The organism is Algoriphagus halophilus (assembly GCF_041729275.1).
GTDB lineage: Bacteria > Bacteroidota > Bacteroidia > Cytophagales > Cyclobacteriaceae > Algoriphagus > Algoriphagus halophilus_A.
The window spans coordinates 1070155-1086327 of sequence record NZ_CP146486.1 but is presented as its reverse complement, the minus strand read 5'-3'; the positions used below and the strand labels follow the sequence as shown (position 1 = coordinate 1086327).

Sequence of the window (16173 nt, the reverse complement as noted above, 5' to 3'; positions counted from 1 at the left end):
CCAAGACGCATACATTGATCCTAGTCGAGTAGATGATGTATTCAAATATTCGATGATGTTAATCTCCTTGCAATTAAGTTTAAGACAGAGGTTCATACCGAGTATATTACCTTCTATATTGCCAGGTGCTTCCTATTGAATTTGAATCAAATTGGAGTTATTAAAGGTCAGAATCTTCGCTAAGTAGTATAGCGATTATTATAGTTGATGATCAAGGTGAAAATACCATCGGAGTCGCTTCAGGAGCAAATAGTGCGATGAGCCCAATAGACCTTCAATTGGAGGAGGAAGAAATTCGTGGCGCGGAATATTTTCTCGTCCAACTCTAAACTCCATTGGAAACAGACAACAAGCTTGCTGGAATTTCAACCACTAAAGAAGGAGCACAGACTTCGATTCCTTTTAGAAAAGAGATTGTTTTTTAATCTTTCAAAAACTAATACTAAGTGTACAGAATATTGATTAAAAAGAAACAGACCCTAAATAACTCGAAAATGAACTACAAAAACCTTGTGACAACCTTACTACTAATCCTCACATTTTTTTGCTGCTATGGGCAAAAGAAGGAAGCAGATAAAGTAATATTCGATACTGACATGGGCCCTGATTATGACGATGTGGGAGCTATTGCAATGCTTCATGCTTTTGCTGATCAAGGTGAAATTGAGATTTTAGCTACGATAGCCAGTACAAAATACGAAGGAGTAGCAGGAGTGCTGAATGTTTTGAATACCTATTTTAACAGACCAGAAATGCCAATAGGAGTGCCGACTTCCAAGGCAATTGAGCAGAAGGATTGGCAGCATTGGACAGATACTTTACTGGCTAACTACCCTCACAAGATTATAAAGAACGGCGAAACACCAGATGCGGTAAGCTTGTATCGAAAAGTTCTCGCTGCACAGACTGACGCAAGTGTTACCATTGTTACGGTAGGATTTCTTACCAATATCTCAAATTTACTCCAATCTAAACCAGATGAATTTTCTCCGTTGACCGGAGTGGAATTGGTGAAACAGAAAGTTGTAAAGCTGGTAAGTATGGCTGGTAAATTTCCTTCTGGTTCAGAGTTTAATGTCAATCAAGATGTATCTTCTTCACAGTATACTATAGCTAATTGGCCAAAGCCGATCATCTATAGTGGTTTTGAGATTGGTGAAAGAATACATACGGGCGTTCCTTTAATAGAAAACAAAAAGATCAAGAATAGCCCTGTGAAGGATGTTTTTGCGATCTCTATTCCTATGGCCGAGGAAGATAAAAATGGGCGGATGAGTTGGGATCAAACAGCTGTGTATGTAGCGGCTTTAGGTCATGAAAAGTTCTTTGATTTGGAAGAAGGAAATATGGTCGTCGCAGATGATGGTTCAAATACCTGGGATACTTCTGCAAAAGGACAATTCCGATTAGTAGGAAAAGAGAACATGATGCAAATCGAGAAGGAGATCAATAAGCTCATGATGCATCAGCCTAGGAAAAAATAGCGAGAATAAGTCAAGAATTTGCAAATCTTTGAGAAATCTGGATGTGGATTTTTCTTCATCAATAAAAGTGAATCAAATAGCTTAAAGTTATCTATTAAGTCTTTGGATTAGGATGATATAATAATCTTGTTTGATATAAGAAAATCGACTTTTTTCTAGAAAATTATACCTTTATAATGCATATAATAACCAATTAAAGAATACATGGACATTCACAAAAAGTATATACTTATCTCAATTTTCACCTTTTTATGTTCTTCATGCTTATTAGCTCAAAGGTTGAAAGTGAGTGAAAATAAAAGGTTTTTAGTTACTGAAAATGGAGCTCCATTTTTTTGGTTAGCCGACACAGCTTGGGAATTGCTTCATCGATGTGATAGGGAAGAAATTGATATGTATTTGGAAAAACGTAAGTCACAAGGATTTACCGTGATTCAAACAGTGGCTTTAGCAGAATTGGATGGCTTAAATTCACCAAATCCCTATGGGGAAAATCCCCTCATTGAAAATAATCCTCTTTTACCAAATGAAAAATATTTTGAACATGTGGAATATGCGATTCGGAAGGCAGATGAGTTAGGGCTCTATGTGGCTTTGCTGCCAACTTGGGGAGATAAACTATTTACAGAAAGTTGGGGTGTAGGGCCAGAAATTTTTGATGTAGAAAATGCCGGAAAATTCGGTGAGTGGATAGGAAATCGATTGAAGGATTTTGACAATATCATCTGGGTAATCGGTGGAGATAGAAACCCCCGGTTGGATTCGGATGATGTGAAAGTATGGAATGCCATGGCTGAAGGTATTGTAACCCAAGCAGGTGGATATGACCGCACTTTGATGAGTTTTCATCCACAGCCAAAAGAAGATGGAGGTTCTTCAACTTGGTTTCATAATGAGGATTGGCTGGATTTCAATATGCATCAGACGGGGCATTGTGCCAATCAAGGCACCTATTCCCATATTACCTATGATTACAATCTTGCCTCAGTAAAGCCAGTGCTAGATGGAGAGCCACTTTATGAGGATCACCCCAATTGTTTTAATGCTAAAGAATTAGGACATAGTGTTCCGGAAGATATAAGAAGAATTATGTACTGGAATGTTTTCGCTGGAGCATTTGGGCAGACTTATGGCTGCCACGATGTGTGGCAAATGTACGATACTGATAAAGATCCTATCAATCAGCCACTTCGTCCTTGGAAAGTAGCTTTGGATTTGCCAATGGCCAATCAGGTGAAACACTTGAAAAACCTGATGCTATCTCGTCCTTTTTGACTAGGATTCCAGATCAGTCCATGATCTTGGACGAGCAAATCGATGATGAAAATTATGTATTTGCGACCAGAGATGATCAGGGGACTTATGCGATGGTTTACTTCCCAACGGGAAAGCCTACTAAAATTGATTTTTCGGGATTGAAAAGTAAGGATTTAAGAAAATGGTGGTTTGATCCAAGAACGGGAAATTCCTATGAGGTTCAATTTAATAATACCTCTGACGCATTTCTAATAAAACCTCCTTCAGCAGGTAAGGGGAATGATTGGGTGTTGGTTGTTGATGATGCCGAAGAAGTATTCACTGCTCCAGGGAAAATCGATACTTCTTTAGAAATTGGATTGATCAATTAAAATAACATGAAAAGACTTGACATATTTCAACTCTTAATTTTGAGTTTGGATAAATCAAAAGTCATTAAAAGAATTCAATTCATTGTGTCATCCAGAATTTTATGCTGATTAAAACCATCCAAAATTTGAGGAAAACTTTCTTTTCCATAGCGCTTATTTTTACTCTTTGCTCTTTTGAGTTGATGCCTGTGATCCCTTTGACAGACCAGGATAAACTTTGTCTTAAAAAATTGATTGCCAGCGACAAATTAGCCTATGAGTCATTTTTGGAAATAAAATCCAAAGCTGATGAGGCTTTAGACGATATTCCAAATCCTGCATCCATCATTTATTATGAAGGACTGCATGACAAAAATCCATTGAGACAAGAGACCATTGCCAAGCTAAAAGACGTAGAGAAAGCACATTATCTAGGATATGCATATGTGGTGTCAGGAGAGAAAGAATATGCTATCAAAGCAAAGGAGTTTATACTTGCCTGGGCCAGTTCCTACAAACCAACGGGTAATCCGATCAATGAGAATAAACTCACTCCTTTTTTTGTGGTAGCGGATTATATCAAAGATGCCTTGGAGTCAAATGAAAGATCCAAAATCTTTGATTGGATGGAAAGTATCGCGAAGGCTGAATTAAACGGAAGCTATCCTGAGGAATTGGGTAATTGGAGAAGTAAGCGGATCAAAATTGTAGCGATGGTGGGAAGTTTGACGAATAATGAGAATCTATTGAGCTTCACCAGATCAGAAGTGGAGGAGTATATTGAAAAGAATTTCAATTCCGATGGGTCCACGTTTGACCTGAGAGAAAGAGACGCACTTTCATATCATTCCGGAGGTCTGAAGCCTTTATTATCCATTATCCTGTTACTGAAGGAGGATATTCTCAATCTATACTCTTATGAGAATTCAGTCGGAGGATCTGTGAAAAAGTCTGTTGAACTGGTTATCCCATATGCTAGGGGGAGAAAATTTATCCCCAATGGACGAATTCAAAAGTGGCTTTTGATAGTTTGAGATATGCTGAGGGAAATGACCATTACAAGCCAGGTACGCCATGGGATCCTATATCGGGATTGGAGCTTTTTGAATATGCACAATTTTTTGATGACAGATTTAATAAGATTGTGCAAGACCTGAGCGACAGTGAAAATGAGAAATATCCTACTTGGGAATCTGTGCTTGCTGCTGCAAAGAAACCAAAAAGATAAAATTAGAAGATGGTCTTTTAGGTAGTCTATAATAAAAATCTGGAGGAGGAAAACTACCTGGGATTAAAAGAATAGTATTAATCAAATTCGTAGACTGGGGAGTTAAGGGAGGCTAATTAACGTATTTTACTTTGAGGAGAGATTACAGTTTAAAAAGACTTTTGACAATGATTAGATGAGATTTTGTACTGGATTCTACCAATGGTGCTGGAGCCTTGAAAGTTGGAGCTCAATATCCAGAGGTTTTTTCTGCTATTTCGGCTCATAGTGACATCAAGAGGTTTTCTGAAATGTCCTTATTTGTTGAAGAATTTCCCGATTCTTATAAGCTTCGAAATACAGACAATGATGTAATTGACTTGATCAAAAGGAACATAAATTCTTTGCCTGCCATTCGCTTTGATTGCGGAAAAGAAGATGAATTGATTGCTGGAATAGACTTTTGCATGAGCTATTATCAGAATTAGGAGTGGAGCATTCCTATGAGGAATTTGATGGAGGGCATCAGTGGGCATATTGGCAAAAGCATCTGGAGAGTACACTAAAGTTTTTTGATAACCACAGTAGAAGATAATCCTTCTTATAAAGAGTAAAACCGGTATTTGAAATCAATGGCTCTTTTAAGTGAATAAAGTGTTTATTGAAAATTTAGTTTTTAATGAGTTATTTGATTTGTCAATCATGTTTTAAGAGAAGATAGCAATAGTTTCATTTCGTAAACCTCGTACCACATGACGAGGCTGAAATGAAATTCTATACCATTGAAATTCTTTCAATTTTCTTGATAATACTTAAGATAATCATTCAAATCCTCCAAGCCTTCATATTGGTTTCTTTGATCCGAAATAAGAGCTTGAAACTTTCATATCAACTTCTCCTCGGATGGATCGATTGCAAGTGAAGTTTAATTTTTCGATTTTGTTACGACTACCTTTTGAGCCATATAAATCCCAATCTGTCGTCACACCATTTTCTTTGCAATACCGATACAACTGAGCGATTTTAATTCAGGAATTAATATACTTTTCACCGATTGCATCATTATCCAGATATAGGTCGACATTCTCGTTTTCTTTCAAAATTTCCAGCATCAGGCGAAAGGTAGATTGGCAGTGCTGTTCAAGATGAATGCCTTAAAATCCGAAGCTTCAGATAGCTTTATGTAACTGAGAAAATCAAACCAAACTTCGAAACTTTTATCTTTTCTTGCAATCCCTAATTCAAGGTGCTCATTTTATAAAGCCTTTCTATTTCTATGGAGGGTATATGAGGCGAGCTCGGAAGATCTTCGTGCCTGGTGACAAGAAATTGGAGTGGATGTAGACAATCACTTTGTGCCGGATGAGGTACAACCAAACTGGTTAACATTTTACACTGGTGAGAAGTACCCAAGTGAGCGAGGAAGCAGCTATCGAATGCTGGTAGGAATGTATGTATGTGGTTAGATCACCTGGCAGCTGGCCATTTCTGATGTGTTACACCAGAAACGATTTGCTTAAATATTTTCAGAAATCAACAGCTTCCTAGTTTAGAGTATTGGGAATTTATCTAAAATACGTATTCCTAATTTCGTACCCCTCGTACTGTACGAATAGTACGAGTAGTTGAAATGTACCTAACCAGAGAAAAGATATTATGATAATCAGAATTCAAAAATAAGATGAATTCGCTACTGATTTCGCTACTTTATTAAAAAAAATTAAACCATAACTACTTGTCTTAAAATTAGTTAGGGATTGTTCAGGCATAGGGTGGGGGATTGGCTTCGCCTTTCCCTAGTTGGGGGAAAGGTGCAAACCAAGCCTACTCCCTTGGTTCGTTTTGGTCTTTTTATTTCATAGCCACTCAAGCAAGCTTGGTAGCTAAAAAACAAAAGCCCTTCCGCTATGCGAAAAGGCTTGCTTTGCAGAGGGTGGGGGATTCGAACCCCGGTACGGTTTGACCCGTACGACAGTTTAGCAAACTGCTGGTTTAAGCCACTCACCCAACCCTCTTTTTGACTTAAGGAGCACAGGACTTTACTTGAATAAATCTCCTTGTTTCCCTAAGGCGTTGCAAATATAAATCAATTGATAAGATTATAACAAGCTTCAGAGGCTTAGAAATCATTTCTATTTTACTTTTTTGTTAAAATACTGGTAATCAAAAGAAATAATTTACATGTTCGTAATTCCTTTTTTGGGAAAAATACCCAGTACTGGGTATTTCTATTGAATTTCGCTTTTATAAATTTGTGATCAATCCTCTTTTAAAACTATGTTAATACAAACGAGCAACGGAAATTTTTTAATAGAAAGAAATAGTTTGAAATCAGACTCTGTGAAAATTAAAACTAATTCAAAAGAAGAACTGCAACGTTTTTTTGGCTCAAATCAGATAATTTTTACTTCGAATCCAGATTATCCGTACCATATTTTTGCTTGTAAGCAAGAATTTGCAAATGCACTGATTCTGATGGTAAAAGAGATAGAATACTCTGAATTTACTAGCCAAGTGCTTGTAAACAGGTAAGCTCAAAAAAAATTGATTTTTTTAGAAATGCTTTTCAGGGATGAAAAGCATTTTTCATTTATTCACTTACTTTTTTTCTGCCGTATAAAAATTTTAATTCGAATTATGACTATTTATAGTATAAAATTCTTCAAAACCACCTTTTTTTAATTGATAATTTTTATCAATCTTTAAGCTCAAAGAATCAAGAAGTTATCACCTAGTACTTCTTTAATGCTGTGATTAGTGCTGAAAAAATAGAAAATCTTATTCCGGAGGTTTTAATGGATTCCAATCATTTTTTCTCATCCTGATGGATGTGGAAGGAAATTTATTGGACTCTAATAAAATCTTTAAAGAGACTGTTGAGGGAGTAGAAACTGCTTCCTTGTCTTCGTATTTGTCTGAAAGCTCCTGTAGAGATTTTGCAAGGACCATGGATGAGTTATTGTCTTGTCCAAAAGAAAAGCAGCACTTGTTATTAGAATTAAGAGGAGGTCGAAGTAATCCGAAGGTTTGGATTGAGTTTTCAGTCATTACCAATCTTGACATGGACTTATTAGGTGTAGTTGGGATAGGGATAGATTTTCAGTTTCTAAAGCAGGAAATACCTTTGGATAATCTTTGTGATATCCTGGGTTTACCAAGTATACTGTTAGACGAGAATTTCTTCGTAATTGAAGTAGAGGATGTTGTCAGAAATTGGCTTGGTATAGACTTAGATGAATTTTCTGATAAACGAATTTTTGATTCCGAGCTTGGTTTGGAAATAGTAACCAATACCTCCTGGAGAAGCCTGTCGTTGAGTCATGAAAGCTCCCAATTTCTACCTCTAAAAGATTCCAAACTAGGTCATGAATTCACGGGCTTACTAGTCCGACATAAAAAAGGGTATCAACTTTTTTTTCTTCCAAAAATGAAAGAACCATTTTCTCTTCAAACTACAAAACCATTTAGTGAAACTCAGTTAACAGCAATTCCTGGTTCTGTTTGGGTGGTGGATTCGGATATGAATTTGATCCAGCAAAATAATGCGGGTAAAGTGCTTTCAGAATCCTGGTCTGGCTCGAAATTCCAAGAGGGATCAAAGCTCCAATTCACTTCCGATTCTTCTAGATTTACTCAATTAAAGGAAAATGTAAGAAAATGCCTTTTAAAAGGAAGTTCCTCCGAAATAGAACTGAATCTCAAACTGAATGAGGAGGAGTTTGGGTTTTGGAAAGTGAATGTAAAACCTGTTTTGAATCCAAATGGAGATCGAGTTGCGGCTTTGATACAAGCGATAGATATTTCTGCTTGGGGAAATAAATTGGTGGAGATTCAGCATGAAAATAAAAAGCTGAAAGAGCTGGCATTAAAGCCTTCCCACGTGTTGCGCTCTCCCTTGTCTTCCATGTTGGGGCTTTTGGATTTGATCGACCCTCATCAACTGGATATAGAAAATCAAAAATATTTTTCATACCTCAAGCCATTGGCAAAAGAGTTGGATGATGTCATCCGGACCAATGCCAAAAACATGAGTGTATTTGATTAATAAAGCCCCTTTATGTTCATTTCGCTCAGTTTGCCAGGGACATAAACGCCTCCAAAGTTTATTTCCTCTCCTGAGATATAGACTTCATTCGATGTCCTGAAAACGATGCCTTCTGTTTGGGATAGAATGGAAGGGCTTCCCAGATAAATCCTTTTTTTATTTCCACTGAAAAACCCAGTAGTACTAAAATCAGAAAACAACCAGATAAAAGACTGGCTAGCAATTCCCTTATTTTCATAGCCCAAAAGAGCAAAGACCTTTCCATCTGGACTGATATCAGCACCGGTTATTAGGCCTTGGGTGTCAAATTCTTCCGTAGGAGAAACTTCTTGTGTGCTTATCTCATCTTTAATCACATAGTGCCTGGTTTTTCCATCCCCGCGATTTTTGGTAAATAGATGAAGTTGATTGTTCAGGAAAAAAACTTTCGCAATCAAAGTTATTGCTCTCCATTGGACCGGAAAAATTCACCTGATCGGCAAATGAGAATTCTATTTTTTCAGCCACTAAGGTATTGGAATGAAGGAGTTCATCTTTTGAGACTCTAAGAATACTTAAGTTTTTTCTTCTTCCTAGGTTGTTCCCGAAATCTCCTATAAAAACATGTGACTCACTTTGGGCGAATTCTTCCCAATCCTCATTGAAGGCATTTTCAATAGTTATTTCCCGTATCAATTGTCCGTCTTCAGGGTTCAACTCTTGGATTTTAGGGTCATTGTCTTCATCATTAATGGAAAATAACCTGCCGTCAATATAGGCAAGTCCCGAACTTTCATTGAGAGAAGTTCCTAATTCAGCTTGAATCCAGGGTGATAGGTTGATAGGTTGATGATCCAAGTCCAGATTGATTTTCTCCTGAACCAGATCAAAGTCCGTTTTTTGAAATGCATCCAGAACATTTTCATGCTGCTTCTGAATGATTTTTGAAACGTGCTGAAAAGGCACTGATTGACTGATTACCTGAAAACTATTAGATGGGGAAGTTGAAGAAACCTCAACAGTTGTCTTTATTCCTGATTTGATATAAGAATAATATACTTCATTATTCTTATTGAATTGAAAGGAAGGATGAGAGGTAAACAGTGGTGCGGGTGAGTCAGGACTTTGTGAGAGGGTCAATAAACCATATTCGGTGTCTACGGGTAATCTCCATGATTGCTTTTCTTGATTGAGGTTTAGTTGCCCCTCAGCTTTTAAAGGCAAAAAATCCGAAAAATCTGTACTGACAGGAATCGAATGAAAAGTATAATTCCCCAAAGGTAGTTCAATTGAAAAAGACTTTTCAAGAGTGTTGGGGTTCAGCTCTAGTTGAAAGGTTTGGTTGGTTTCATTGGTGAGGTTGACAATCAGGGAATTAGTCAGCACATGTGTCCAATTTGTTCCATTATCGTTAGAAAGTGGGGTGTTTCTTAAATCTATTCCTGTAACCGTAAGTATTCCATTACCAGGCCTTGGTTTTTCATCTTCTTTACATGAAAGCAAAAAAGAGAATAATAAAAGGTTAAAGACGAGTTTCCTCATGGCCGGTACAAAAGAGAGTTTGCTATGCACGTTTATCCTCGTAAGGAAATTAATTGATCCAAAGTAGACTGCTATCCCCGTAACTCAAGAATCTATAACCAGAATTTAATGCTTCCTCATAAATTTCTCTCCAACGATTACCTAGGATAGACGCTATTAAAAGAATCAAGGTAGATCCAGGTTGGTGAAAATTGGTGATCAACCCATTAACAACTTGAAATTGGTAGCCTGGGAAGATGAAAATTTCCGTTGAACCCACTAAGGTATCCATTCCTTTGGCTTCCATATGATCGAGGATAGCTTGAAAGGATTCTTTGTATTGAGGGTGAATGGAGGATTCTATATATGGATAAAGTTTAGGAATGTTGAATTCCTCTCCATCCTTTCTCAATAGCTTCACACCGTACCAATAAAGACTTTCCAATGTTCTGATGGAGGTGGTGCCTACCGCCACTATCTTTCCTTGATGTTGGAGCAGGTTCCTGATCGTATGACGATCTACATGGATCTGTTCGCTATGCATGGGGTGTTCGGTGATATTTTTCGACTTGATGGGTTGAAAAGTCCCGGCACTGACATGCAATGTTACTTCCTCAGTTTTCACTCCTTTTTTCGGAGTTTTTCCAATACTTCATTTGTAAAGTGGAGCCCGGCGGTAGGGGCAGCCACTGCCCCTCTTTTTGGGAATAGACTGTTTGGTATCTATCCCGATCTTCGGCTACTGGCTTACGGTTTAAATAGGGGGTAAAGGGACTTCGCCGCTGGCTTCCACCACATCGACAAACGCAATCTGTTCTTGATCCCATGAAAACTCAACCTCTCTACGGTCCCTATTGATTAATTTGGCAGAAAGGATGATTTCCTGATTTTGATAGATGATCCTTCCCTGAAGGATTTCTCCATCTTTCCATTTTTTTAAATTTCCGATCATGGTCTCCCAAATCACTGGATGCTTCGCTAGCATAATTTCAGGAATCACGGTAGTGGGAGCGATGGGTTGAAGCAGGAAAATTTCAATTCGGGCACCTGTTTCTCTTTGAAAAATAAGGCGTGCAGGAATGACTTTGGTATTGTTATAAACCAAAAGACTATCCTCCGGCAATAAATTAGGGATGTCCGAAAATCGTTGATGTGCTATTACCTGATTTTTAAAATGAAGTAGTTTGGAAGAATCCCTTTTTTCAAGCGGAAACCTAGCAATTCTCTCTTCTGGTAATGTATATTCGTATTCCTTTAAATCTATCTGAGGGATATTCATGTACTTTTTCCTAATTCGCTGGCAAATATAGCCCTTGTAAACAAAATTACCGATTGGCTTACTGATTAAACTATGCAGACTATTCCAACCATCCGATTTGAATTCATTAAAAGGAATCTAATTTTTCGATTCGATGCTGGAACTTCAAGAGGGGTTTTGAAAACGAAAGAAGTGTTTTGGATTAAGGCCTTTCGCGAAAGTGAACCCGAATTGATCGGATGGGGTGAAGCGGCTCCATTGGTGAAATTAAGCCCAGATGACAGGCCTGATTTTGAGCAGATATTGGAAAAAACGCTCCGGGATTTGGAAAAGGAATCCTGGTCCATGGAAGAAGCCTTAATTTTGAAAAAGGTAGGTGATTTGATCCCATTTGAATTACCGAGTATTCGATTTGGAGTGGAAACAGCATTGTTGGATTTGTTGAATGGCGGTAATCAAAAGATTGTCTCGAATCCATTTTATGAGAAAGGGCTTCCAATTCCTATTAATGGGCTCATTTGGATGGGAAGTGCAGAATTCATGAAACAGCAAATTGACGAAAAGTTGGCTCAAGGGTTTCACTGCATCAAAATGAAAATCGGGGCCATTGATTTTGAAAAAGAACTTGATTTATTACACTATATCCGCAGCAATTATTCCGCTTCAGAAATCACCTTGAGAGTGGATGCGAATGGAGCATTTGCACCCGAAGAAGCACTTTCTAAACTGACTGCTTTACATCAATTGGATCTGCATAGCATCGAACAGCCGATTCGGTCCAGGCAGGTGGAAGAAATGAAGAAGCTATGCATGGCCTCTGAATTACCGATTGCTTTGGATGAGGAACTCATCGGAGTCAAGGATAAAGCCGGGTTATTAGATCAGATCAATCCTCCTTATATTATTTTGAAGCCAAGTTTATTGGGAGGTATTAAAGAAACCAGATCTTGGATCAGCGAAGCCGAAAAACGTGGGATTGGCTGGTGGATGACTTCCGCTTTGGAAAGCAATATAGGCTTAAATGCCATTAGTCAGTTGACAAGTCAATATCAGCCATCCATTCCACAGGGGTTGGGAACTGGGAAGTTGTTTCACAATAATCTGAATTCTCCGCTAACTGTTCGTGAGGGGAATATTTATTACGAGGTCGAAGTTCCTTGGGAATTGCCCTCTTAATAAGGTAATTGAAACAAGTAAACTGGTTTATGGACTTTCACTTTCCAGTTTGTCAAGGTTAAAGACCCATTTTCTTCATTTCTTTTGAATACCACAATATCATTGCTAGCCTGATGCGCAGCTAACAGGTATTTTCCATCGTGGGTCAGGTTAAAATTTCTCGGCATGAGTCCGCCGGAGCTTGTATTTTGGATTCTTGAGAATGTTCCATCTTGGGCTTTTTAAATACGGAGATGGTGTTGGCATCCCCTCTGTTGGAAACATAGATGTTTTCACCATCTGGGGATAATTTCACTTCAGCAGCACCGACCGCTCCTTCAAAATTTTCATCCAATAAACTGAGCCGTTGTTTGGGAGTAAACGTGTCATTGTTGAACCCAATTATTTCGAGAATTGCAGACATTTCCTGCACTAGGAAGAGGGTGTTGCCATCTTTTGAGAAAACTAGATGCCTTGGACCATCTCCTGCGGAAAGACTCAATTCATTGACCAGAGACAAAGGCTCTTCTTCCTCCGGGCTTACCTTGTAATTGTATAGTTTATTGGTTCCAAGGTCTGCCACCAATAGCCTGGACCCATCAGGGCTGAAAACGGTACTATGAACATGGGGACCTTCCTGTCTATCAGGGTTTGTTCCTTTTCCATGATGCTGGATGGTTTGTTGATGGATCAGCTTTCCTTCTGGGGTGATTTCATAGATACTTAGACTTCCTCCCGTGTAATTACCTACAGTAAGATATTTTTCATTGGGGGATAAACCTATATAGCAAGGGTGGTCACCGAAAGACGGTACTTTATCCAACGTCTCTAAAGAATCGGAAGCTATGTTTAGCTTGAAACTAAGTACCTCTCCTCCCTTTGTTCCAGCGGATTCTTCCAATGCAAATACTTGTTTCCCCTCTTTGTTGGCTATTACGAAAGAAGGGTTTTGCACATCAGGCGCTAATAAGGTAACTTCAAGAATATCTTTTTCCGGATTGAATTTTAAAAGGTTGATCCCCTGATCCGCAGCATCTGTATAGGTACCTATTAGAAAGGTATATGTAGTTTCGGATTGGCCCATAGTGGAATTGGAAGGGTTTTTACAAGAAAAACACAGAATACATAAAAGGATGATACTAATTAATGATTTCATCTGGGAAAGATAGAAAAATATTCAATTGTTTATGATTGCTCAAAATGCTGAGAATTGATAATTTTCATGTAAAAAATTAAATGATTTGCCTTTTCTGTTATTGAATAGGTAAATAATTGGGTAAAACTTAGAATTTTATTTAATTTGGTAAGCTTATTAAACCAGACCCTGATGCATAAAACCTATGATACCGAAGTCGCGAAGCGATTTACGATTTACAACAGTTTATTTTTAGATCTACCTTTTGATGACATTTTCCGCACAGGTACTTTATTGCCAATTTTAGGTACAGCATGTCAGAAAGGCTTTCAATCCGGTCTAACTCCAAAACAGATCATTGAAGGGTTTTTGAAGAGATGATGTCAAATAATTCGGAGAAAGAACAAACCAACCTTTTGTTTAAAATGATCCAATATGTGGAGCGGCAAGTGGTATTGTTTGACTCTATAGAGGATGCTGCATTTGAAAAAATCAATGACCTGACTGGAAAAGGTTCTATCAAAGCTTTAATAGCAAGAGCAGATAATGATCACAAACGAGAGGCATTGATTGAGAAATTGAAGAGCTTTTCAGTTCGACTTACGTTGACTGCCCACCCGACTCAATTTTATCCAGGAAGCGTACTTGGGATTATTACTGATCTCGAGAATGCTATTCGTTCTGATGATATTGGGAAAATCAATTTGTTATTAAAGCAATTGGGTAAAACAGGCTTTATCAATCGGGAAAAACCAACACCTTATGAGGAAGCCATCAGCTTGATATGGTATTTGGAGAATGTGTTTTATCAAAGCATTTCTGATATCACCATCAGGTTACTTTCTACGCTTGATATTCCACTTCATACCTGGGAGAATCCAGGCTTATTAAAAATAGGATTCTGGCCAGGTGGAGACCGGGATGGAAATCCATTTGTGACTCATGATACCACCGTCAAAGTGGCTGAAAGGCTTCAGAAATGGATTTTAAGATGTTATTACCGAGATCTTAGAAAATTGAAAAGAAGGTTGACCTTCAAGAATGTAGAGGATAAAGTACTGCATATTGAACGGTCCATCTATAAAACGCTCTTTGAGGATGAGGCAGTTTATACCTCCAAAGAGCAACTTTTGGAAGATCTGCTTACAGTTAGGGAGACCTTGATACAAGATCATAATGGAATGTTTGTAGATCTTCTAGACCAATTTATTCTAAAGATTAAGATTTTCGGCCTCCATTTCGCTTATATGGATGTAAGGCAAGATAGCAGAAAGCATGATAGTCTTTGGGGAGAAATATTTGAGTTGAAAGGAATTGATTGGGCTGAAACAGAAGATGAACAGATAGCGCAAATTTTAGCCATCAAAGATTTACCTGCCGTAGAAGAAGTTCAAGATGATTTTCATAAAGAAATGCTTCAAACATTTGGGGTGATTGGGCAAGTCCAAAAATCCAATGGAGAAGAAGCATTGCATCGCTATATCATTTCTAATTGTCAATCTAGAAAACACCTATTAGAAGTGTATAAATTGGCTAAGCTTACAGTAGGAAAGGGGAAGGAGAACTTGCCTTTGGATATCGTTCCTCTGTTTGAAACCATTGATGATTTGGCGGAAGCTCCAGAGATCATGACTTCCCTCTATCATTTACCTGAATACAGAGCACATTTGGCAAGCAGAGGTAATAAACAAACGATCATGTTGGGCTTCTCTGATGGGACAAAAGATGGTGGTTACCTTCAAGCTAATTGGTCCATATTGCGTGCAAAAGAGGAATTGACAAGAGTTTCTCGGGAAAATGATATTGAGATAGCCTTTTTTGATGGTAGAGGGGGCCCTCCAGCTAGAGGAGGAGGAAACATGCATAATTTCTATGCTTCTTTAGGTGAGAAAGTTGAAAACTCTGAAATCCAAGTTACGATCCAAGGACAGACCATTTCAGCCAATTATGGAAAACAGGCTTCCTGCACCTATAACTTTGAGCAGTTGTTAAGTGCTGGGCTAGAGAATCATTTATATTCAGATTCAGAAAATAACCTCAGTGAAAGCCAAAGGGCCTTGATTCAGGAACTAGCCGATAAAGCTTATGAGTCTTATAAGGACTTCAAAAACCACGATAAATTCGTTCCATATCTGGAACACGTGACTCCTCTGAAATATTTTGGAATGACCAACATTGGATCTAGACCTCTCAAACGAGGAAAGGGTGGAGGTCTTAAATTTGAAGATTTAAGAGCAATACCTTTCGTGGGTAGTTGGGCACAGATGAAACAGAATATCCCTGGTTTTTATGGAGTGGGAACCGCTATAGAAAAGCTTGAATCCGAAGGGCGAATTGATGAGGTGAAAGAACTCTATCAAAATAGCTTGTTTTTCAGAACCTTATTAGGTAATTCCATGCAGTCTCTCAATAAATGTTTTTATCCAGCAACCGCTTATTTAAAGAAAAATAAGACGTACGGAGAGTTTTGGGAAATAATGTTTGATGAATACAATAAATCAATTCTGAAGCTGAAAGAGGTTTCTGAAATGGAAGAGTTGATGGGAGATAATCAAGTAAGTAAAAAATCTATTGCAATTCGTGAAAAAATAGTTTTGCCATTGATTACCATTCAGCAATATGCGATTCAATCGATGCTTGAATCTGGAAAGAGTTCAGAACTACTTCAGAAATTAATTCTGAGAAGTATGTTTGGAATTATCAATGCGGCAAGAAATGCTGCCTAAAAAATCATAAAAAAGGAAAGCCGCTTTCATCAATAAATGGAAGCGGCTTTTTTTGG

12 protein-coding genes, 1 tRNA gene and 3 pseudogenes are annotated in these 16173 nt (G+C 38.0%); 11 read left to right on the top strand and 5 right to left on the bottom strand.

Annotated features, from left to right (window positions below; all coding sequences use genetic code 11):
- Nucleotides 1-494: 494 nt before the first annotated feature.
- The 8 genes from V8V91_RS05865 (at nucleotide 495) to V8V91_RS05830 (ending at nucleotide 5764) form a co-directional block, all read left to right on the top strand.
- Entirely contained in the window at nucleotides 495-1484 is a 990-nt protein-coding gene (locus V8V91_RS05865) for a nucleoside hydrolase (RefSeq protein WP_373399259.1), read from the top strand.
- Nucleotides 1485-1769: 285 nt separating this feature from the next.
- Nucleotides 1770-2759 carry a DUF4038 domain-containing protein gene (locus V8V91_RS05860; protein WP_373399258.1) on the top strand — a complete coding sequence of 330 codons (990 nt, stop codon included), beginning with the start codon at nucleotides 1770-1772 and terminating at the stop codon, nucleotides 2757-2759.
- The gene (locus V8V91_RS05855; protein WP_373399257.1) at nucleotides 2756-3112 is read left to right on the top strand and encodes a putative collagen-binding domain-containing protein; all 357 of its coding nucleotides are present in this window, start codon (nucleotides 2756-2758) and stop codon (nucleotides 3110-3112) included. Before V8V91_RS05860 ends, V8V91_RS05855 begins: the two co-directional genes overlap by 4 nt.
- 182 nt (nucleotides 3113-3294) lie before the next feature.
- Nucleotides 3295-4125 carry an alginate lyase family protein gene (locus tag V8V91_RS05850; RefSeq protein ID WP_373399256.1) on the top strand — a complete coding sequence of 277 codons (831 nt, stop codon included), beginning with the start codon at nucleotides 3295-3297 and terminating at the stop codon, nucleotides 4123-4125.
- Nucleotides 4107-4319: a hypothetical protein gene (locus V8V91_RS05845; RefSeq protein WP_373399255.1), complete on the top strand. Its 213-nt coding sequence runs from the start codon at nucleotides 4107-4109 to the stop codon at nucleotides 4317-4319. The genes V8V91_RS05850 and V8V91_RS05845 overlap by 19 nt, the downstream gene beginning before the upstream one ends.
- 215 nt (nucleotides 4320-4534) lie before the next feature.
- On the top strand, nucleotides 4535-4786 hold the full coding sequence (locus V8V91_RS05840) for a hypothetical protein (RefSeq protein ID WP_373399254.1): 252 nt from the start codon (nucleotides 4535-4537) through the stop codon (nucleotides 4784-4786).
- Nucleotides 4787-4788: 2 nt separating this feature from the next.
- The gene (locus V8V91_RS05835; protein WP_373400628.1) at nucleotides 4789-4893 is read left to right on the top strand and encodes a hypothetical protein; all 105 of its coding nucleotides are present in this window, start codon (nucleotides 4789-4791) and stop codon (nucleotides 4891-4893) included.
- 739 nt (nucleotides 4894-5632) lie between these two features.
- Complete coding sequence (locus tag V8V91_RS05830; RefSeq protein ID WP_373399253.1) at nucleotides 5633-5764, top strand: hypothetical protein; 132 nt, start codon at nucleotides 5633-5635, stop codon at nucleotides 5762-5764.
- Nucleotides 5765-6225: 461 nt separating this feature from the next.
- On the opposite strand, the gene V8V91_RS05825 is transcribed toward V8V91_RS05830, so the two are convergent.
- Nucleotides 6226-6313, bottom strand: a tRNA-Ser gene (locus tag V8V91_RS05825).
- 809 nt (nucleotides 6314-7122) lie between these two features.
- Here V8V91_RS05825 and V8V91_RS05820 point away from each other — a divergent pair.
- Nucleotides 7123-8343, top strand: a complete 1221-nt coding sequence (locus tag V8V91_RS05820) for a hypothetical protein (RefSeq protein ID WP_373399252.1) — start codon at nucleotides 7123-7125, stop codon at nucleotides 8341-8343.
- Here the strand turns inward: V8V91_RS05820 and V8V91_RS05815 are convergent.
- The 3 genes and pseudogenes from V8V91_RS05815 to V8V91_RS05805 form a co-directional block, all read right to left on the bottom strand.
- Nucleotides 8340-8699 carry a hypothetical protein gene (locus V8V91_RS05815; protein WP_373399251.1) on the bottom strand — a complete coding sequence of 120 codons (360 nt, stop codon included), beginning with the start codon at nucleotides 8697-8699 and terminating at the stop codon, nucleotides 8340-8342. The two genes, V8V91_RS05820 and V8V91_RS05815, sit on opposite strands and share 4 nt — an antisense overlap.
- On the bottom strand, nucleotides 8692-9864 hold the full coding sequence (locus V8V91_RS05810; protein ID WP_373399250.1) for a hypothetical protein: 1173 nt from the start codon (nucleotides 9862-9864) through the stop codon (nucleotides 8692-8694). Before V8V91_RS05810 ends, V8V91_RS05815 begins: the two co-directional genes overlap by 8 nt.
- A gap of 49 nt (nucleotides 9865-9913) precedes the next feature.
- Nucleotides 9914-11122, bottom strand: a pseudogene (locus tag V8V91_RS05805) (S-adenosylmethionine:tRNA ribosyltransferase-isomerase).
- Nucleotides 11123-11194: 72 nt separating this feature from the next.
- On the opposite strand from V8V91_RS05805, the gene V8V91_RS05800 reads away from it, so the two are divergent.
- On the top strand, nucleotides 11195-12277 hold the full coding sequence (locus tag V8V91_RS05800; RefSeq protein WP_373399249.1) for an o-succinylbenzoate synthase: 1083 nt from the start codon (nucleotides 11195-11197) through the stop codon (nucleotides 12275-12277).
- On the opposite strand, the pseudogene V8V91_RS05795 reads toward V8V91_RS05800, so the two are convergent.
- Nucleotides 12274-13340: pseudogene (locus V8V91_RS05795) on the bottom strand (lactonase family protein). The gene V8V91_RS05800 and the pseudogene V8V91_RS05795 overlap by 4 nt on opposite strands.
- 243 nt (nucleotides 13341-13583) lie before the next feature.
- On the opposite strand from V8V91_RS05795, the pseudogene V8V91_RS05790 reads away from it, so the two are divergent.
- Nucleotides 13584-16117: pseudogene (locus tag V8V91_RS05790) on the top strand (phosphoenolpyruvate carboxylase).
- The last annotated feature ends 56 nt before the right edge of the window (nucleotides 16118-16173 follow it).

Coding starts and splice junctions, on each gene's coding strand:
- V8V91_RS05865 (WP_373399259.1), top strand. CDS start 495: ATGAACTACAAAAACCTTGTGACAACCTTACTACTAATCCTCACATTT.
- V8V91_RS05850 (WP_373399256.1), top strand. CDS start 3,295: ATGCCTGTGATCCCTTTGACAGACCAGGATAAACTTTGTCTTAAAAAA.
- V8V91_RS05820 (WP_373399252.1), top strand. CDS start 7,123: ATGGATGTGGAAGGAAATTTATTGGACTCTAATAAAATCTTTAAAGAG.
- V8V91_RS05810 (WP_373399250.1), bottom strand. CDS start 9,864: ATGAGGAAACTCGTCTTTAACCTTTTATTATTCTCTTTTTTGCTTTCA.
- V8V91_RS05800 (WP_373399249.1), top strand. CDS start 11,195: ATGCAGACTATTCCAACCATCCGATTTGAATTCATTAAAAGGAATCTA.